Annotated in this window: 21 protein-coding genes; 3 read left to right on the top strand and 18 right to left on the bottom strand. The window is 49.2% G+C overall.

Annotated features, from left to right (window positions below; translation table 11 throughout):
• Nucleotides 1–123: 123 nt before the first annotated feature.
• The 14 genes from SD10_RS29955 to lysM form a co-directional block, all read right to left on the bottom strand.
• The gene (locus SD10_RS29955) at nucleotides 124–291 is read right to left on the bottom strand and encodes a hypothetical protein (protein WP_227699146.1); all 168 of its coding nucleotides are present in this window, start codon (nucleotides 289–291) and stop codon (nucleotides 124–126) included.
• A 182-nt stretch (nucleotides 292–473) separates the two neighbouring features.
• Nucleotides 474–674 (bottom strand): helix-turn-helix transcriptional regulator, encoded by a 201-nt coding sequence (locus SD10_RS04885; RefSeq protein WP_046375942.1) that lies wholly within the window; start codon nucleotides 672–674, stop codon nucleotides 474–476.
• On the bottom strand, nucleotides 671–1144 hold the full coding sequence (locus SD10_RS04880) for a hypothetical protein (RefSeq protein ID WP_046579061.1): 474 nt from the start codon (nucleotides 1142–1144) through the stop codon (nucleotides 671–673). Before SD10_RS04880 ends, SD10_RS04885 begins: the two co-directional genes overlap by 4 nt.
• 220 nt (nucleotides 1145–1364) lie before the next feature.
• Entirely contained in the window at nucleotides 1365–1691 is a 327-nt protein-coding gene (locus SD10_RS04875; protein WP_046375941.1) for an L-rhamnose mutarotase, read from the bottom strand.
• A gap of 4 nt (nucleotides 1692–1695) precedes the next feature.
• Nucleotides 1696–3159, bottom strand: a complete 1464-nt coding sequence (gene fucP, locus SD10_RS04870; RefSeq protein ID WP_052731073.1) for an L-fucose:H+ symporter permease — start codon at nucleotides 3157–3159, stop codon at nucleotides 1696–1698.
• Nucleotides 3119–3904: an L-fucose dehydrogenase gene (locus tag SD10_RS04865; RefSeq protein WP_046375940.1), complete on the bottom strand. Its 786-nt coding sequence runs from the start codon at nucleotides 3902–3904 to the stop codon at nucleotides 3119–3121. The genes fucP and SD10_RS04865 overlap by 41 nt, the downstream gene beginning before the upstream one ends.
• Before the next feature lie 223 nt (nucleotides 3905–4127).
• Nucleotides 4128–5108: a type I phosphomannose isomerase catalytic subunit gene (locus SD10_RS04860; protein WP_046375939.1), complete on the bottom strand. Its 981-nt coding sequence runs from the start codon at nucleotides 5106–5108 to the stop codon at nucleotides 4128–4130.
• A gap of 46 nt (nucleotides 5109–5154) precedes the next feature.
• Nucleotides 5155–6516 (bottom strand): alpha-L-fucosidase, encoded by a 1362-nt coding sequence (locus SD10_RS04855; protein ID WP_046375938.1) that lies wholly within the window; start codon nucleotides 6514–6516, stop codon nucleotides 5155–5157.
• 56 nt (nucleotides 6517–6572) lie between these two features.
• A complete protein-coding gene (locus tag SD10_RS04850; RefSeq protein WP_046375937.1) occupies nucleotides 6573–7658 on the bottom strand; it encodes a M20 family metallo-hydrolase in 1086 nt (361 codons plus the stop codon).
• 69 nt (nucleotides 7659–7727) lie between these two features.
• Nucleotides 7728–8162 (bottom strand): OsmC family peroxiredoxin, encoded by a 435-nt coding sequence (locus tag SD10_RS04845; RefSeq protein ID WP_046579058.1) that lies wholly within the window; start codon nucleotides 8160–8162, stop codon nucleotides 7728–7730.
• Nucleotides 8163–8290: 128 nt separating this feature from the next.
• Nucleotides 8291–9175 (bottom strand): S1 family peptidase, encoded by an 885-nt coding sequence (locus SD10_RS04840; RefSeq protein ID WP_046375936.1) that lies wholly within the window; start codon nucleotides 9173–9175, stop codon nucleotides 8291–8293.
• Between the two features lie 97 nt (nucleotides 9176–9272).
• Nucleotides 9273–9545, bottom strand: coding sequence for a hypothetical protein (locus SD10_RS04835; protein ID WP_148562381.1), 273 nt, complete (start codon nucleotides 9543–9545; stop codon nucleotides 9273–9275).
• Nucleotides 9546–9664: 119 nt separating this feature from the next.
• Nucleotides 9665–10576, bottom strand: coding sequence for a DUF937 domain-containing protein (locus tag SD10_RS04830; protein ID WP_046579055.1), 912 nt, complete (start codon nucleotides 10574–10576; stop codon nucleotides 9665–9667).
• 174 nt (nucleotides 10577–10750) lie between these two features.
• Nucleotides 10751–11218 carry a peptidoglycan-binding protein LysM gene (gene lysM / locus SD10_RS04825; protein WP_046375934.1) on the bottom strand — a complete coding sequence of 156 codons (468 nt, stop codon included), beginning with the start codon at nucleotides 11216–11218 and terminating at the stop codon, nucleotides 10751–10753.
• Nucleotides 11219–11441: 223 nt separating this feature from the next.
• On the opposite strand from lysM, the gene SD10_RS04820 reads away from it, so the two are divergent.
• A complete protein-coding gene (locus SD10_RS04820) occupies nucleotides 11442–12746 on the top strand; it encodes an SGNH/GDSL hydrolase family protein (protein ID WP_046375933.1) in 1305 nt (434 codons plus the stop codon).
• 10 nt (nucleotides 12747–12756) lie between these two features.
• On the top strand, nucleotides 12757–13548 hold the full coding sequence (locus tag SD10_RS04815) for an outer membrane beta-barrel protein (RefSeq protein WP_046375932.1): 792 nt from the start codon (nucleotides 12757–12759) through the stop codon (nucleotides 13546–13548).
• 134 nt (nucleotides 13549–13682) lie between these two features.
• Here the strand turns inward: SD10_RS04815 and SD10_RS04810 are convergent, their stop codons facing one another.
• Both SD10_RS04810 and SD10_RS04805 read right to left on the bottom strand, forming a co-directional pair.
• A complete protein-coding gene (locus SD10_RS04810; protein WP_227699145.1) occupies nucleotides 13683–14189 on the bottom strand; it encodes a hypothetical protein in 507 nt (168 codons plus the stop codon).
• A 148-nt stretch (nucleotides 14190–14337) separates the two neighbouring features.
• Nucleotides 14338–14676: a winged helix-turn-helix transcriptional regulator gene (locus SD10_RS04805; protein WP_046375930.1), complete on the bottom strand. Its 339-nt coding sequence runs from the start codon at nucleotides 14674–14676 to the stop codon at nucleotides 14338–14340.
• Between the two features lie 415 nt (nucleotides 14677–15091).
• Here SD10_RS04805 and miaA point away from each other — a divergent pair, with 415 nt between their 5' ends.
• Nucleotides 15092–15979: a tRNA (adenosine(37)-N6)-dimethylallyltransferase MiaA gene (miaA, locus tag SD10_RS04800; RefSeq protein WP_082111516.1), complete on the top strand. Its 888-nt coding sequence runs from the start codon at nucleotides 15092–15094 to the stop codon at nucleotides 15977–15979.
• 52 nt (nucleotides 15980–16031) lie between these two features.
• Here miaA and SD10_RS04795 read toward each other — a convergent pair whose 3' ends face one another.
• Together SD10_RS04795 and SD10_RS04790 are read right to left on the bottom strand one after the other, a co-directional pair.
• Nucleotides 16032–16325: a rhodanese-like domain-containing protein gene (locus SD10_RS04795; RefSeq protein WP_046579053.1), complete on the bottom strand. Its 294-nt coding sequence runs from the start codon at nucleotides 16323–16325 to the stop codon at nucleotides 16032–16034.
• 103 nt (nucleotides 16326–16428) lie between these two features.
• Nucleotides 16429–18294 (bottom strand): T9SS type A sorting domain-containing protein, encoded by a 1866-nt coding sequence (locus SD10_RS04790; RefSeq protein ID WP_046375928.1) that lies wholly within the window; start codon nucleotides 18292–18294, stop codon nucleotides 16429–16431.
• Between the last annotated feature and the right edge of the window lie 16 nt (nucleotides 18295–18310).

Genomic DNA, 18310 nt, shown 5'->3' with positions numbered 1-18310 from the left:
GCATGTATTGATGGAGTTATGCCGGTAAAGATAGCGATATGCGCAACATGGGCTACCAACAAAAAACGCCTGACCGAAGCAGGCGTTTGACACTAGTTTACGTTGACTGCACAAGCAGCATGATTACAAATCGCAGGCTCTAACATAGACAGGCTTCCCGTCCCGTTCGATGACCAGCGTGTCGTCTTCACCTTTTGCCTTCTCCACTAACCGTTTGTGAGCCAGCCGAAAGCCGTCCATGACCTTTTTGAAATACTTTCCTGTTTGACTGGCGTTTCCATAGCGATTCAACCAAATAATTCCACAACGTCTGACAATGCCCGTTCATATCTTCGATAAATAACATCAATAGGAATGTTATACCCACCCATTGATACTCGTTTCGCTACGAAATCAACGGTCATCGTGGTTTTGCCGCCGGTTCGGCGTTCCGACCGTTTGGCGCGGCCATAATATACAAATTCGGCATCGCGTCAGTCGGTCTCTTCAAGCGTAAAGATATGTTCTACCGCTTTATTAAAAACCCGTGCCAGCTTCAGGGCCAGGATAGCCGAAGGGACGTAGCGCCCCGTTTCAATTGAGTTGATCGTCTGCCGACTGACACCAATGCGGTCGGCGAGCTCAGCCTGCGATAGGTTATGCTCCGCCCGCTCTACTTTCAGTCGGTTTTTCATAAAGCCAGCAAGATGTGGTTATTCCGGTAAATGAGCCATCGAAACCGGATGATGAAGACCAGCAACACTGTGAACATGTTGTAGATCATGACGTTAAAAAAAGCATCATCGTAGACCGTCAAAATAGCGATGGCCAGAATGATGTAATTGGCATAAACGCTCCACTGCAACGCTTCGAGCCGCAACTGACCTATCATTTCATCTTCCACTTTTTCTCTGGAAAAGGCGATTAGCAGCAAACCGGCGATGATACCGATAGCGGCTACTTCATCGGTTAGATCCTGATTATCCATCAAATGCGTTATCGAATTACCAGACGTTATCGTGATCGACTCGCTCAACCAATGTGCCGTTAACCAGCCAATCTTGAAATCAGCATACATAGCCGCCAGCCCAAGGATTGTTGATGGAACGAATACCAGCCAGCCAATGAGCCAGAAACGGTTCGGAAAAAGCCACTTTGTTTTCATGAGCATGTAAAGTTTGTTTGACATTTCAAACGTAAAGCAAATTTACCAATATATCAAATAAGCTTTACATTATTAGCTACAAAAAACAGCAGACTCTAGGGGTAGAGTCTGCTGTGTGAGTGCTATTCAGTTCCTGTCAGTTTTAAGAATTGCATCGGTGACCCGGCTGACTCCACTCAGGCAAGACACTGCTGAGTTCAGGAATCTCCTGCCCCCAAACTCACAATTTAAAAAACCGCTCCATCAGCACCCACTTCTCACCTGGTTTCGCGGTGGGCAGGGCTTGCTGGTAGCTCCACATCAGGGTCTCCCATTTCTGCACAATCGGACTGGCGGCATCGGCAGCGGCTTTGGCCTCGAATGAAAAACTTTCGTCGGTTTCCATGATCATAAACAGCCGATTGCCGGTGCGGTAAAGCTGCATGTCGGTAATACCCGACTCACGGATACTAGCCTCAATTTCAGGCCAGATCTGCAGGTGATGACGCTCGTACTCGGCTATGGATGTCGGGTCGTCTTTAAGGTCGAGGGCGAAACAGTAACGCATCGAATTAAGGAGCTATTCCAGGAGGAATGACTGGCGAATGCAGGTCGTCGACGGTAATCTGATAGCCCCGTGTAGCGTAATACAAAATGTAAGCAAAACAAACCAGAGGTACCAACAGGGCATAGACCGCACCTTTGGCAAAGAGCGCCCCGGCAACCAGCGGCAACAGAGCACCACCCACAATGCTCATGATGACTAGGGACGACGCAATTTTCGACTCCACGCCCAGCCCTTTGGTGGCCAGTGCAAAGATGGTTGGAAACTGAATAGACTGGAAAAAGTATGTAAAGCTTAGGGCAATAACGGCCGTTAAGCCACCGGTTGCCATTGCCAGAACAACCATAGCCACGGCCCCGGCGGCATACATGGCCAGCACGGTATTAGGCCGAATACGCGTCATCAGTGAGGTACCGACGAAGCGGCCAAGCATAAACAGCACAAGCGCAAACGATGCGTGGAAGCCTGCAATCTGCGTCGGCGACATATCCGTTGGCGAACCCGTTACTGAATTGATAAAATTCATATAGCCTTCGGCTAATGCCCAGTGGCCCTCCCGCGAAAAATCAAGTTTAAGATCAACAAAATACCCCCAAAGCGTAGCCTGCGCCCCAACGTTCACAAACTGGGCAATGATACCCAGCGTCAGGTGCCGGTGCCGAAACAGGCTCGTAATGGGAATATTACCGGCCGACTGCTCTTCCTCTTCACCCACTTCAGGCATTTTGGTGACGAAAAACATCACCGTCATCAGGGCGATGATTGTCCCAATAACCAGATACGGGCCCTGTACCGAAAGAGCTTCCTGCACCCGAATGGCCTCCGCCTGTACGGGGGCCATCGCCTTCAGCATATCGGGGGTGTATTCGGTTTTGGAGAAGATAAACAACGCACCAATAATTGGCCCCAGAATGGTACTGATTCCGTTGAACGACTGCGAGAAGTTGAGCCGCCACTCGGCTTTCTGTGGATCGCCAAGCACCGTAACGTAAAGATTGGCGGCTGTTTCCAGAAAGGCAATTCCGCACGCCATAGTAAACAGGGCGAGCAGAAAGAAACTATACACCCGCACTTCGGCCGCCGGATAAAACAGGAATGCCCCGCCCCCATAAAGTAATAGCCCCAATAAGATACCACGCTTGTATCCATACTTGCGCATGACATAGCCAGCGGGTAAAGCCATAAAAAAATAGCCGAGGTAGAATGCAAAATCGACAATACCCGCCTGAAAACGGTTCAGGTCCAGCGCTATTTGAAATTGCTTGATCAGCGACCCGTTCAGGCTATTGGCCAGGCCCCATAGAAAAAACAAACTGGTGACAAGGGCGAAAGCGATACCGTAATTCCCGGTCGAGCCGGATTTAATCTTGGGCGACGTTGTCGAAGTAGGTAAGGGCATTCGAATGGTCAGATTTAGGAAAGGCAGGAAATTAATCAGTAATCGAACGATCCAGGTGTGTATAACCGCCATCGACGTGGATGAGCTGGCCAGTCGTATGGCTCGATTTATCGGACAATAGAAAAGCGACCGCATTAGCGAGTTCCTCGGGGGTAGTCATGCGGTGTTCGAGGGGGATTTTCGAGACAATCTGTTTTAACTTTTCGTCTGGATTAGGCAGCGTTTTGATCCAGCTGGCATAGAGTGGCGTCCAGCTTTCGGCCACCACCACGCAGTTGACACGGATACCGTAGGGGAGCAATTCAACGGCCCATTCGCGGGTCAGCGCATTACGTCCGCCGTTAGCAGCCGCGTAGGCCGAGGTATTTCCCTGGCCCGTTTCGGCTACTTTCGAGCCAATGTTGACAATAGCTCCTTTGGAGGCTTTCAACGCAGGCAGGGCATGATGCGCCATGAGGTAGTAATGCACCAGGTTTTTGTGCAGCGACGCCAGGAACCCTTCATACGACCCATTCTCCAAGCCTACCCCATCGTTCACACCGGCATTATTGACCAGGCCATCGATGCGGCCAAACTGAGCCAGTGTTTGCTCCACCGCCCGTTTGCAATCGTCGGGCTGAGTCAGTTCGGCAACAAACTGATGCACCTGACCACCCGCAGCCCGAATAGCGTCGACGGTTTTCAGGTTATCTTCTTCATTGCGGCCAATAATAACAGGAATGGCCCCTTCGGCGGCCAGCACTGTCGAGATGCCTTCACCAATACCCTTGGCGCCCCCCGTAACAATAATGATTTTATCTTGTAGGTTCAGGTTCATAAACAAACAGTCATTGACTGTCATTAAGTAGTTAACGCCTTTAAACTACTTAATGACAGTCAATGACTAGTTGAGGAGGAAGTAAATTAATATGAATTATAAATCGCTGACGACTTAAGCACTTTATCAGCAGTCTCTCCCAGAAGAATTGTTGTCATCCCGACCGGTCCGCCGGTGCGGCAGGAGGGATGACAACAATAACTTATTCATTATTCACGTCAATTTACGGAACGTACGTTTCCAGCACGGTCATGTCGCCATCGGGAACAAGCGTCACGTTGTCGACCGACGCCGGAATCAGCGCACACTGGCCCATTTTGAGCGGTACGCTATAGCCACCCGGCGCTTCGATGGTGAGCGCGCCGGCCACACAGATTAGGATCACAAACGAGTCGATGTGCGTGTAATCATGCTCCACTTCTTCGTTGAAATTGAGCACGTTAGTAACGAAGTAATCGCTTGTCACCGCATTGACGCTCTCGTTGAGTTTCTTTTCGTACTGCGTTTTGTAGTCGTCGTAATGATGATAATTGATGGCATCAACGGCCAGGTCTGTATGCAGTTCGCGCTTCTGGCCCGTGGTCGCATCGACCCGGTCGAAGTCATAAATCCGGTAGGTCGTATCCGACGTCTGCTGAATTTCGGCGAGCAACAACCCTTTGCCAATGTAATGCACACGACCGGCAGGCAGGAAAAAGACATCGCCAGGCTCGGCGGACTCAATATTCAGCAGATCCTGAATCGTGTTGTCGGCTACGGCTTTAACGTATTCCTCTTTAGTAACTTCCCGATTGAAGCCGGAATTCAGTTTAGCGCCTTCGTCGGCCTGCATGATGTACCACATCTCCGTCTTGCCAAAGCCGCTTTTACGTTCTGCAGCTAATTTATCATCGGGGTGCACCTGAATTGAGAGGTCGTCGTTGGCGTCGATAAATTTCACCAGTAGCGGGAAGCGATTGCCATATTTCTCGTAAACATGATCGCCCACTAATTCACCTTTGTATTGCTCCACTAATTCGTGGAGTGACTTTCCCTGAAGACCGCCTTCTTTAACAACCGAAAGATTCCCGTCGACATCCGACACTTCCCAGGTTTCGCCACAGTTGGGCAACGGCGAAAAATCTTTTCCCAAAATGGTCTTAATCTTCTGGCCACCCCAGATTTTATCTTTAAAAATGGTCTCGAATGTGAGCGGATACAGCATAAGTTGATTGACGATAAATAATATGGTTAACGAATGATTTTAGTCGCTATTCGCGGGCGGAGGCCTTAAATACGCCAATTTCAGCAAGTTGCACCGCTCCGTTGGCATTTGTAATAAACAGGCGCAGTTTGGAAGATGTTACTGCCGGGAAGCGCAGCAAACGTTTGTAGCCCACCGTTGTAAACGATTGAAGGGACTTCCAGTTGCTGCCGTCCCAATACTCGATCCGGCCACTGGCCACCCGCTGCCCATTGGCAATGTTTTCCTGAATGGCTATCCGGTCAAAGGACTGACTACCATTCAACTCAATCGTTAAGGGCTGATTGGCCGATAGTGTAGTGAATGTGCTCAGTTTTTTATCCGTCAGGGAAGGCTGTTTCATGACCAGATTTTGTCTGAATGTTTCGTCCAGAATGCTCCGGAATTCTTTCAGGCTGGCGATGTCTGGCTCCGAGAACAGGCCATCCCGATTGGGCGGTACATTGAGTAACAGCAAACTATTACGCCCGACTGATTGGTAATACAGATCGACCAGATTCTTGCCTGACCGCACTTTTGTGTCTTCGGCCGCGTGATAAAACCAGCCCGGCCGAATGGATACGTCGGTCTCGGCAGGAACCCATTGTTTGCCCGTGGCGTCACCCCGATTCAGGTATTTGGGATCAGCTTTTCCAGGGGCCAGGCCCTCAGTATTGATCGTTGACCAGCAGGTTTCACCCGCATTCCCCGACTCGTTGCCCACCCAGCGAACATCAGGCCCTGCATCAGAGAACATGACTGCGTTGGGTTGTAATTCACGTACCAGCGCCCAATATCCGGCAAAATCGTAGGTCATGTCTTTGGCATTTTCGCCCTTGGCCCCATCGAACCAGACTTCGGAGATCGGCCCATAATTGGTGAGCAATTCGCGGAGCTGGCTTTTGTAATAGTCATTGTACGAAGCTGTTCCGTACCGGGGCTCGTGGCGATCCCAGGGCGAGAGATACACCCCAAACTTCAATCCGAATTCCCGACAGGCATCGGCCACTTCTTTCACCACATCGCCCTTACCGTTCTTCCAGGGACTACTTTTAACGGAATGATCGGTTAGTTTGGATGGCCACAAACAAAACCCGTCGTGGTGTTTTGCCGTAATAATGGCCATTTTGAATCCGGCCTCTTTCAACGCTTTAATCCATTGCCGTGCATCAAGCTTGGTGGGGTTGAAGATCGCGGGACTTTCCGTGCCATCGCCCCACTCCTTATCCGTGTACGTATTGACCGTAAAGTGCAGGAAGGCCGTGGTTTCCAATGGTTGCCAGGCAAGCTGACGGGGTGTCGGCTTGGGTATAGCACCGGGCTGGGCATATCCCAGCAATGAACCCAGCAAACTGATAATGAGTAGCCCCTTATGGCCTATTTGCTTCATGGTAATGAGATTGACGGTATTTTGGGACTGTCTTATAAAGTTATAAGTTAGATTAATTACACAACTCGCTCCAGCATCTGAATGTACCCACTTACGCCTTCTTCTATTTCGCGCAGGTAAATGAACTCATCGGCCGAGTGCGACCGGGCGGAGTGCCCCGGCCCACACTTGAGCGACGGGCAGTTTAGTACGGCCTGATCCGATGTGGTGGGCGATCCATATGTATGACGACCCAACGCAATACCCGCCTGAACGATGGGGTGTTCGGCAGGAATCGACGACGGTTTGAGCCGGATGGAACGGGGCTTCACCTCCGACTGAATATTTGCCCGGATCGTTTCGATCACCTCTTCGAGCGTATATTGCTCCGTCACACGCACATCGATTGTGAAGGTGCAGGTGTCCGGTACTACATTGTGCTGTGTACCGGCATTGATGATCGTAACCGATAATTTAATGGGTCCCAACGTTGGCGAAACCTTCGGAAACTGGTACGTTGTGAGCCAGTTGATGTCCTGAACAGCTTTGTAAATAGCATTATCGCCTTCGTCGCGGGCGGCATGGCCGCTTACGCCTGTGGCGGTACAATCGAGCACCAGCAACCCTTTTTCGGCTATGGCCAGTTGCATTTCGGTGGGTTCACCCACAATGGCAAAACTAAAATCAGGGAGTTTGGGCAACAGCAGTTCAAGTCCATCGCGGCCCGATACTTCTTCTTCCGCCGTAGCCGCCATCACTATATTATAAGCCATGTCGGGCCGGTCATAAAAATAGGCGAAGGTAGCCAGCAGCGAGACTAGGCAGCCTCCGGCATCGTTACTCCCAAGGCCAAACAATTTACCGTCGCGCTCTAGTGGTTCAAACGGGTCGAGCGTCCATGACTTATTTGGTTTGACCGTATCGTGGTGCGAGTTGAGCAACAACGTGGGTTTAGCCGAATCAAAATAGCGATTCTGCGCCCAGACATTGTTTTTCAGCCGCTGACAGGGAATCTGCTTTTGCTCGAAAAATGCTTCGATCACCGCAGCCGTCTGTTCTTCTTCCCGACTGAATGATTGAATCGCAATCAGGCGTTTGAGCAAGGCAAGCGCTTCATCGGCGAGCTTCGTTTGTGCCGGGGGCGTGTCTGTAAGTTGGGTCATAAAAAAAGCGTTGGCCGCTCAAAGATACAGCCAACGCAATAAAGTCGTTCTTATGCTCCTGTTATCTATTTATTGCAATGTAGCGACCTTCGTCACCTGAATAGATGGATTGAGCGCCCGTGAAATTACGCACATTTTGGCGGCATCCTCGGCAATCTGATCAAACTGTTCAGCCGACATGTTGGGCACTTTACCTGTAATCTGCAATTCGATGGCGGTGATTGTCAGCGTGTCAGTATCCAGCGTGAGCGTTGCGTTCACCGTCAATTCATCGGGCGTAAAGCCAGTCTGGCCCATGGTTGCGCTAACGGCCATGCCATAGCAACCAGCATGTGCAGCGGCCAGCAGTTCTTCGGGATTGGTACCTGCTTTGCCGTCTTCGCTTACGAGTCGGGTTTTGAATGAATACGGGGTGTTACTCAATACCCCACTGAAGGAAGAGATGGCTCCGGTTCCGTCCTGTAAACCACCTTTCCAGATGGCAGATGCTCTGCGTTTTAACATGGCCGTGTAGTGAATGTTCGTTTGTGGCATTCGGTTATCTAACCCAGAAACACTGGTGAGGGTTTGCTGGTAACAAACTCTTCACATACCCGTTCAGGCCAAACGGACCATCGGCCTGTAAAAGGCAATCACCCTTCGTAGAACTTCACGTTCTTCTCCCGTAAAAAAGCTTTGATTACATCGACGTGTACGCACTGACCTACGTTCAGAAACGGGTAGTTTGACACACGGCTTTTACGGCCGTTGACGAGGACTTCCTGGTCTTCAATATCGAAGCCCAGATGGAGGTGGCGTGTAGCCGATTGCATTCCATAGATCAGGCCGTTTGTGTCAAACAAAGGCCCCCCGCTTTGACCCCGAAGGCCGGGCGTGCTCAGTTCAATGCCGGTAACCGCGTTATTATCACCCGAGAGCCGGGTAACGATGCCATCGATGGGAAAGCTGGGCGAAACAATACGCCCGGTGGTTGTCCACTCAATATCGTCGACGGCCGGGTTGTAGCGAAAGTTGGTAAACTCGGGAAAGGGATAGCCTAAGCGGCACAAGCTCCGACCCGGTTTTATACGGCTGGTATCGCCCAAAAAAACAGCGTGTGAGCGATACAACAAACGATTGTACCCTTCAAAACGCAACAGCGCAAGGTCCTGGGTTGGGTGGTGATCGATACTCAGTTTTTCGAACTGGTCAACGCAGTTCACAAAATTATTCCGGACCCGAATAATGGTATCGGCACTGAGTTTAAACTTCGTTTCTAACTGGCTAATTAAGTGAGCCGCATTCTTTTCCCGTAAGGCCTCCCGGCGGGCCCCCTGAAACTCGCGGTAGTTGTGGTAAATGGGATCGCTCTGCCTGATCAATTCAGCAACATGCTTACAGGTAATGGCGCATCCGTGTTCGTTTATAAAAAACAGCGTCGCTGTTCCGGGAACAATCTCATTGTGGCCATACAGCCGGACAATGGAATGCATAGGCTGGGTAAACAGATTAACGCGTTCAATGGCGTCAACAAACATAAAATGATCGTAGTAGGTAAACCGCGCTGGCGGTAAGTGAGCACGCAAGTTAACGAATCCCGGCTCACTTACCGTGCCAGACCTTCGGTAGACTGCCTTACTTTTTAGGCGTCACCTTCACTTCGGCTGGCACAACCGCGCCCCGGTCTGCGCTATCAGGTGGTGCTTGCTGAGGAGCGTCTACCGTATTGTTCGTTGTATCGCCCTGACGCCCAAACACGGAGCTATCGCTGGCGGCCGTTGTGTTGGACGTACTGCTTTCATTGTTTTCCGTTTTTTTGCTGGAACAGTTCCCGAGTGTCAGGCTGGTGCCAACAATGAAGGCCATGCATAGCCAGGACCGAACGGATTGAATGCGATTAGAAATCATAGTTTTTCAAACGTTAGAGAGTTAATAAAAAGGCTTGCCTGTCATGTAGTAAAACTTAAGTTTTACCAATCGCACAGCAGCCGCCGGCCATCGGCAGTACCACATTCGCTTCGTATCTATTATTTCTTTGTGTCCGATGAATCGCGGATACCTAGTGGGCCCGAAGCTGTCGAGTCATCTGTTTGACCATGAGCATCCTGAACACTTTGTTTTGTGGCCGCCGAAGTATCTTCGACCGCATTAGGTTCAACGCGTGAGGTAGAGTCGGTGCTAACACCGTCGATACTGTTCTCATTTTCACCACACTTCTGAATGAGCAGGGCCAGCACCAGCACCGCAATGGCAATCATGGCCCAGCGGAGCCAACGCACGTTTTCCTGTCGCCGGTCGCCATCTGTGCTCTTCGGTATGTTCGGGTTGACAGGCGTACCACTGAAATTATCAGCGCCCTGAACTTGGGTTTGCGGTCCGGCAGGCGTCACTAGTTCATCGAATCCCAGGAGGCTGCTAATTCCATCCAGACCTGTGGGCAAGGCCTGCCGGAATTCGGTTGCCTGACCGAGTAACAGCGTCTTCAGACTGTCGGCGGTGAGGCCCTTTTCCTGCTCCTGCCGACCCAGAATTCCCATTAATACCGACCCGGCCAAACCGAGTATAGTCCTGACCGACTGTGGTTTTGCGCCACTATACACACTGAGTAGCTCAGTTGTACGGGTCAGCTTATCCCCAAAGATTTGATCAATAAAACCGGCATCAGCCGTGGTGGCTTCAGTAATTGACTGCGTTGAGTCAATCACCTGACTTACATCGAAGGGTGTTCTGGAGTAGTCGCCTTTATCTAATGAACTGACCATTGTTGATGCACCACCCGATGCCTGTACACGCCGGGTCAATCCGCCCAGCAGGATTGGCAATGCACCGTTAATAGCTTTCAGTGTATTCGCCGACGATTCATTTAGCACACCACTAATCTGGTCAACTACCGCGGGCGTAAACTGGTCTTTGATGTAAGGTAATAAGCGAACGGCCATAAGTTTTTCATGAGTTGAGATACATAAAACTGACCATTCGCCCGAATGTTCGTTTTTGAGCAGCGTAGTTATGAAATGAACGCACAAAAAATCGGGGTTATAAAGTTGTAAAGCAATTGCCTTCATAGAAAGCACTTTACGACGTTATAACCCCGCTTTTTTATCTGTAGCTTTTTATAACTGCGGAATACGCAGAACCTGATCCGGATAGATCAAGTCGGGATCTTTCAGCATTGGCTTGTTGGCTTCGAAAATAATACCGTATTTCATTGGGTCACCATATACTTCTTTGGCAATTTTCGACAACGAGTCGCCTGACTTTACGGTATAGAATTTTCCTTCTGGCGCTGGCTGATCAACAGACAACTGGTTATCGACGGCCGATACGCCTTCTACGTTACCTACGGCCAGCGCGATTTTCTCAGCATCTTCCTGCGACTTAACCGAGCCCGTTATGGTAACCGTATCGCCTTTTGTTTTTACAGTTAAACTGTTATAGGCCAGGCCTAGTTGCTTAACGTGATCGAGCAGTGCCTGAGCGCGTATTGGCTCGACAGCTTCTGCCTGAGCTGGCGCAGGAGCCACGGCGTCGTTGTGAAAAATTTTCTCGCCTACACCTTTGAAAAATGATAAAAGACCCATCTGTTTACTATGGTTTTAATGAAACAAGTACGAAATGGCCAGCAATTAAGCGAACTCATTTGTGACAAACAACTACCGGGGCGTAAGCTTTGTTTAAAATTAAATATACTTAATCCCCGGAGTTTTATGAGAATAACAGCATTTGTATATGCATAAACTAGTTACTTTTGCGTTCTTTTTTTACAAGTTTATCTTTATTTCTTACTATCAATAACATATTCGAATGCAACTAAAAAACAGGTTTCGGTGGGGGCTGATGCTGTCTATGTTTGCAGGCATAAACGCTTGTACCAACAATGACATTGACCCAAACGCTGGCAGTGGCGTGGCACCAACAAAAGGGAGTGCCGACTTTACCAAGTATGTAGCCGTAGGTAATTCATTAACAGCCGGTTACGCTGATGGCGGACTTTATCGGGAGAGCCAGCTCAACTCGTATCCCAGCATTTTAGCGACTCAATTCGCCACGGTGGGTGGTGGTAGCTTTGTGCAGCCTTTGTTTACCGAAGCTCAGCTAAATGGCACAGGCTATCTAAGGCTGAAAAAATTGCCAGCCAGCGCTACAGGTTTACCTACTCTTGATACGGCAAAAACTCAACTAGCCGTAAGAGGACTATCAACGGCCGGGACACCCTTGTATACCAAGTTTACAGATGCTAACCAGAATTTAGGGGTTCCGGGTATTCGGATGTCTGATATACTTAACCCAAATTATGGGTCGCTTAATCCCTATCTTGAGCGATTAGTGTCCACGCCAACCGCCACAACGTACTTCCAGTATATGAGCGATAACCTCAACGGCGCTACGTTCTTTACATGCTGGCTTGGTAATAATGATGCACTCGGGTATGCTACATCGGGGGGAGACACGCCCCTGACACCTACGGCCCTGTTTACAACGAACTTTACGGCTGCCATGAATAAGTTGACCGAGGGCAATCGTAAGGGCGTGGTCATTGGCATTCCTTCTATTACGATAACCCCCTATTTTACTACGGTCACGGCGCAAGTAAACACGTTGCTAAAGGCACAAGGTATTCCTGGCCTGGCAATCCGTTCCAAGTCAGCGCCTGGCGGAGTTCGGCTTTCCGGAACTGGCGATTATTTTTTGCTCTCAATAGCTTCTGTTTTTAATAGTTTTATTGCCCAAGGAGTAGGGCTAAGTGCTGCCAATCCTATACCAGATCAGTATGTATTAGATGCCAGTGAAGTAGCTACGCTGAACGCCAGTATTAATACTTACAATGGCATTATGAAAACGCAGGCCGATGCCAAAGGCATTGCGTACGTTGATCCGAATGCCGTTTTGAACCAGGTAGCGGCCACCGGAGGTCTTACCCAAAATGGCATCAACTACACGGCCAGCTTTATTCAGGGTGGCGTGTTTAGCCTGGATGGCATTCACCTGACACCAGCCGGTTATGCGCTGATGGCTAATGAAATCATTAAACAAATTAATGCGAAATATACGGCCACCATACCAACGGTCAACCCAGCCAACTATCGTCGTGTACTTCTGCAACAATAATCGTTCATTCATGAAAGTAAGTCAACTATCAATAGCTGCGCTGTTTCTGATCAGCATGTCGACAGCCATGGCCCAGACTCGCCCGTTCGAATTTGGTATTAAAGGAGGAGCCACCTTCACGCACGGATTCACCAAAGTTCCGGCACAAGCCGTAGGTAGTGTTCAGGTACCTAATCTGGAAAATAAGAACAATGGGATCGGGTACGGTTATTCGGGTGGATTGTGGGCTCGGAAAAACTTCAACACGTTTTTCATTCAGGCCGAGGTTACCTACAACCGATTTGTGCTGAAGCAAAAAACGGCAGTTACTCTGGATGTAAATGCAAACCCAGCCCTGGCCAATGCATTGCCGATTACAGTACAGCCCGGCCTGATCAACGCCAGCCTGAATGCAACGTCAGAGTCTGTTCTGGAAGCGGTTGATGTACCCGTTTTATTTGGTAAGCGCTGGATGGGCGGAAAGTTGCGCGGCTACGCTGGCCCCAACTTTATTTTTGTGCAGAAAGCCACTCTCGACCGGACGACATCGGGCGTTCTCAACGCAAACTCAACTGTGAATTTTCCACAAACAACCATTCCGGCGTCAAGCGCAAGCACAAATTTGCTTAACAAATACGAAGCTCAGAATCTGGAAGTGAAGGATTTCACGTATGCCGTTGAACTTGGTGTTGGCTACTCGCCAATTCCATTGCTGGATGTTGATCTTCGGTATGCCGTTCCTGTGGGTGGTGTTTATAAAGACTCTAACATTACGGGCTTCCTGGGCATCGCTACCGTTACCCTCGGCTTCAAAGTATTCTAAGTAAATTTATTTTAGTTGCATAGCGTAAAAAGAGAGTGGCTGACGCATTATCCTTGCGTCAGCCACTCTCTTTTTAAACCATCTGTTTATGATAGCCTAAGCTATTTGTATTTGAGTACTTACTTACGATTTCCTCACTCAGCTATTAACGAAAATCCGGCACCCGCCGGTTGCAGTTTATAGCGCATCATCTGGTAGCCACCAGACGGTTCGGCATTTGCATCGCCGGGCTGATAGATAGGGAACTTACGACAGAGAATGTCCTGCTCCACCCACAAGCTATCGTGGCCCATATACCCTTGCGGCATCGTGTTGCGCCAGTTGGCAGGCGTAATATCGGCCTTGCGCTCCGGCAAAAACTGCCAGCCATAGACACGGCCAAATGAACCGCTGCCATCGCTGGTGCTGTAGACGTATAATTCAGGAAAGCGATTATTATCCAGATCAGCTACTTCCGCACCCGTCACCGCCCCATCGACACGGACCTGGAAGTTGGTCAATAGCAGTTCGCCACGATAAGCCTTGACCTGTACCTCACGTACACGCCCAGTATCTGCGGCCGTTACAGTGAATGTGTATACGTTGAACCGTAATGCTTTATTGAACAGGCTTTCGACTGAGGCCGCTTGTTGATAGGCCATTGTGGAAAGGACACCTTGTCGCTTACCTTGAGCAGCCCCGACAAGCCATATCATGCCTACTAAAAGACAGCATATCCTCCCAACCATTGACTCCGTTTACTTAATGTGTTATCAAACAACGACATGGAGTCAAAAAAAGTTGATATACTTACGGTTCCAGAAATAATTCTCCGATTGATGTCAGTTTCAACAAGGTCGGTAACACCTGCATCCCTTTAGGTGTCAATTTATATTCGACACGGGGCGGCACCTCGCTATATGACTTTTTTTCAATAACTCCCAGACTCACCAGAACCTTAAGTTCTTGAATTAAAACCTTCTCACTTACTTCAGGAATCATCCGACGTAATTCACCATAACGTCGGGCTTCAGTACCTACCTGATAAATTATGTACAGCCTCCATTTTCCGCATATGATGTCCAATGTTTTCTGAAGAGCTATATGCTTAGGGTCAATAGATTTTCGGTTCTTAACAGAGTCGTTCATGGGAAAAAAGCTACTAACCTTTTGGTTCGTAACTCACTGACTAAAAGAGAGTTATATCAACACTAGCAAATATATAAATTTGTAATAAATCTCATGCATGGCCTCTTTTTCACGGATTGTTTTTAAAAAAATATTTTCGTTAACTACCTATCAATCAACAAAAAATATTTTTTAAAAAACTAAATTAATATAGTCATTTTTTACCCCTCCCGATCAGTATAAGCTCAAAAGAGAATCGTAACGGTTCAAAATGAATTATTTAGTTACTGGCCGTAGTTAAAACCCAGGGATAAATCATTGAGCGTTTATACTCACAAAATTGTTAGGAAACGGCCAGCTCGGCCAGTTAGGTATTTAAGCAGAAAAAGAAGACATCGTTTTCCTGGCTTACCTTTGTTGCCTTACTGATTTTGCGTTGAAAACTTTACTTGTTATAGCCGGTCCGACGGCGGTGGGGAAAACCGCCTTGTGTGTTCAACTGGCCAAAGCGCTGAAAACTGATGTGATTTCTGCTGACTCCCGCCAACTGTATCGTGAGCTAAGTATTGGCACGGCCAAGCCAACGCTTGAAGAAATGGATGGGGTCAGCCATCATTTCGTTGACTCACACTCCATCTTGGATCCAGTCAATGCCGGACGATATGAACGGGAGTGTCTGGCCCTGCTCGATGAACTATTTAAAACAAAAGAGGTCGTGATTTTATCAGGTGGGACGGGTCTTTATATCAATGCCGTTTGTTTCGGTCTGGATGATATGCCAGCCGTTGACCCTTCCCTGCGCGAACGCTTATTTGCGCGGCTTCAACAGGAAGGATTAGAGAAACTACAGTCTGAACTGCGCTTATTGGACCCGGTCTATGCCCAGACGGCCGATTTACAGAATCCGGTTCGGGTAACGCGGGCTCTGGAAGTATGCCTGTCTACGGGAGAGCCCTACTCGTCTTTTCGTCGACGAAATACCACCGAGCGGCCTTTTCGTTCGGTGCTGATTGCCCTAGAACGCCCGCGTGATGAACTGTATACGCGTATCGACGGCCGCATGGACACTATGCTAAAGGCAGGCTTGGTTGATGAAGTCCGTTCGCTTCTCCCCTACCGTCAACTGGCGGCTTTACAAACGGTTGGCTATCAAGAAGTTTTTCCTTACTTGGACGGACTTTATGACTATGAGGAAATGGTTCGTTTGTTAAAGCGCAACTCAAGACGGTACGCCAAACGACAACTTACCTGGTTCAGAAACCAGGGCAAGTATAAATGGGTAAGCCCGGAAGACCTGATAAAATACAGGATGTATGATGTATGATATAGCTTCGCTATTATGTCGTCTATCATACATCCTGTATCATACATTTTTCTTACTGCGCCCGGTAGGCCAACATGCCGCCAATAACGTTCCGAACGTTATTGAACCCGTTTTCCTCCAGAATTTGCTGCGCCATAGCACTACGTTTGCCTGACCGGCAATGGACGATCACTTCCTCGTCCTGCAAGCCATCGAGTTCGTCTAATTGATGCGGCAGGTCGCCAAGAGGAATTAAGGTGGCCCCGATGTTATCCGCTTCATATTCGTTGGGTTCGCGAACATCGAACAAATTCAGTTTCTCGCCCTTATCGAGCCGCTCTTTCAATTCCTGTACGGTAATATCCATGGTTAATGAGTAATTGTAATAAAGCGACAGGTTCATTCATGCAATGGACTATTCTCGGTGCTGTTCGCACCAGCCAGTTACAACGAACTAATTTATCACTTCGTTAGTGTTGAACAATCAATTTTTGTACGGCCGACCGTTTATCCGCGAAAAGACGGATTAAATATAAACCATCGGGCAGGTAACTCAAATCTAACGTTTGCTGCCCGCGACTTGGTTCAAGGGTAAGCAATACCCGACCCGTGGTGCTTATCACATCCAACTGGGTTACGTGTGGGTCATCCCACCGGATGAAACCCGTGGTTGGATTCGGGTAGGTACGCAACAGTGCCAGAGGTTCGGGCTCCGGAACAGCCGTCACAATGGTATCGGGTTTGGCCCCCATAATAGGTCGTAGCATAAATGCTCCTTGTACATTCAGAGAGGCCGTTGTTAAATTCTGATCCCAGTTACTGCCCGCATTGTAGAAGATTTGCGATCCAAACGGGCTATTTTTATCGAACCCCAGGCGCAGAAACGTCGTGTCGCTACTACTAATCTGCTGATAACCAACATAAAACGTATCTTTTACAGAAACGCTTTTTGTAAATTTAAACTCAACAAACCCGTTCCGAGATGTCGGATACTGCGTGGTGAATGCCTGCTGATAAATCGCGGTACCGGGTCGGCCAGCCCGGTTACTGTAGACGTTGATGACGAAAGACTGACCCGTTTGATTGGTTGTAAAGGGCACAATACACGCCCGGACACCGCCAATCGCATCGGGTTTATTGAGGATAAACCGAACCGCAATTTGCTCCCGCTGCCTGATTTGCTGGGCATATTCCCAGGTACCATCGTCGTAAGCATAATAGTCGTCCAGAGCAGCTACCGCCGAAATCGTATCGTTCCGCCGAAGGTTTATGCCGGGAATGGACGGATTTTGATCATCCGTAGTGAGCAGGTCAATCTTGTAGCGTAATAAGGCTCTGGTGGCTGAGCCAAACCCGGAAACAGGCGCAGGCTTTGCGGCTTTGCGCTGTGAACTGAGCGATGGGATCAGCATCGAACTGGTCTGTGGATCGTCCTGCACGATACGCCCCGACACCTCATCCCGTATGATGAAATCGAAGGTGGTGAAGTTGAAATTGTTAAACAGATTGTTGATATCTGTCCTAACCGAATCGGCCATCTCGCCAGCCGGATTAACGACATATTGCGAGAGCGGCATGGCCGTATAGCGCCTTAGCAGCGGGGTAAGCGCCTGCCTGACCGCTACATCTTTCACAAATCGATCATTAACCGAGCGCCCCCGGTTCAGGTAAATATAATCAACATTCCAGGTATCAAACGGCCCGGATTCGCGCCCAAATGAACGAAACCGAAAGGCAAATCCAGCATGAAAAAAGGCGGCACTCCGAACTGGCACAAATACCTGAAAAAAGTTATTGTTAACGGTTCCTCCCACCTTGGCCCAAACCGTTTGCCAGGTTCCCGTGCGATCCAGAAACTGAACGGTGAGCGAATCGCCTGCCAGCCGGCTTAATGAATCGCCGGGATCAGGCAGTTCGCCCTGCCCTTTAGCTTGCCAGTAAAAACTCAAATAAACAGAATCCGCAGCCGACAAGCCCGCCAGACTGATTGGCAATGAGGCTAACGTATCGGTGTATCCCTGCGCCAGCGGATTGTTCTGCACATAAGGCCGCCCATTCGCCTGTAAACCGTCAAACGACGCAACGTTGATGGTAGGTTGGCCAATCGCCATGGTGTTGTTGATGTACACGCCACTGCCTGGCTGCCAAAGAGCTGGATCGGGCTGGTCGAGGCCGGGGCGGCCACTAGCTGTCGAAAAATCGTCGAAGAACGGGAGTTGCAATGGCGTTTGGGCATTCCCGATCAGGTAAGATAAACTAAAAAACAGCAGCAAAAAGCCGCGCAGACAACGTCCGGCAAACGGGTTAAGCGACTGACAAACTAAAGCAATTCTCATCGGGTATCAGGGCCGG

Origin of the sequence: Spirosoma radiotolerans (assembly GCF_000974425.1) — a bacterium.
Lineage (GTDB): Bacteria > Bacteroidota > Bacteroidia > Cytophagales > Spirosomataceae > Spirosoma > Spirosoma radiotolerans.
Note: the sequence above shows the minus strand (reverse complement) of the source record. Positions and strands in the feature narration are given on the sequence as shown.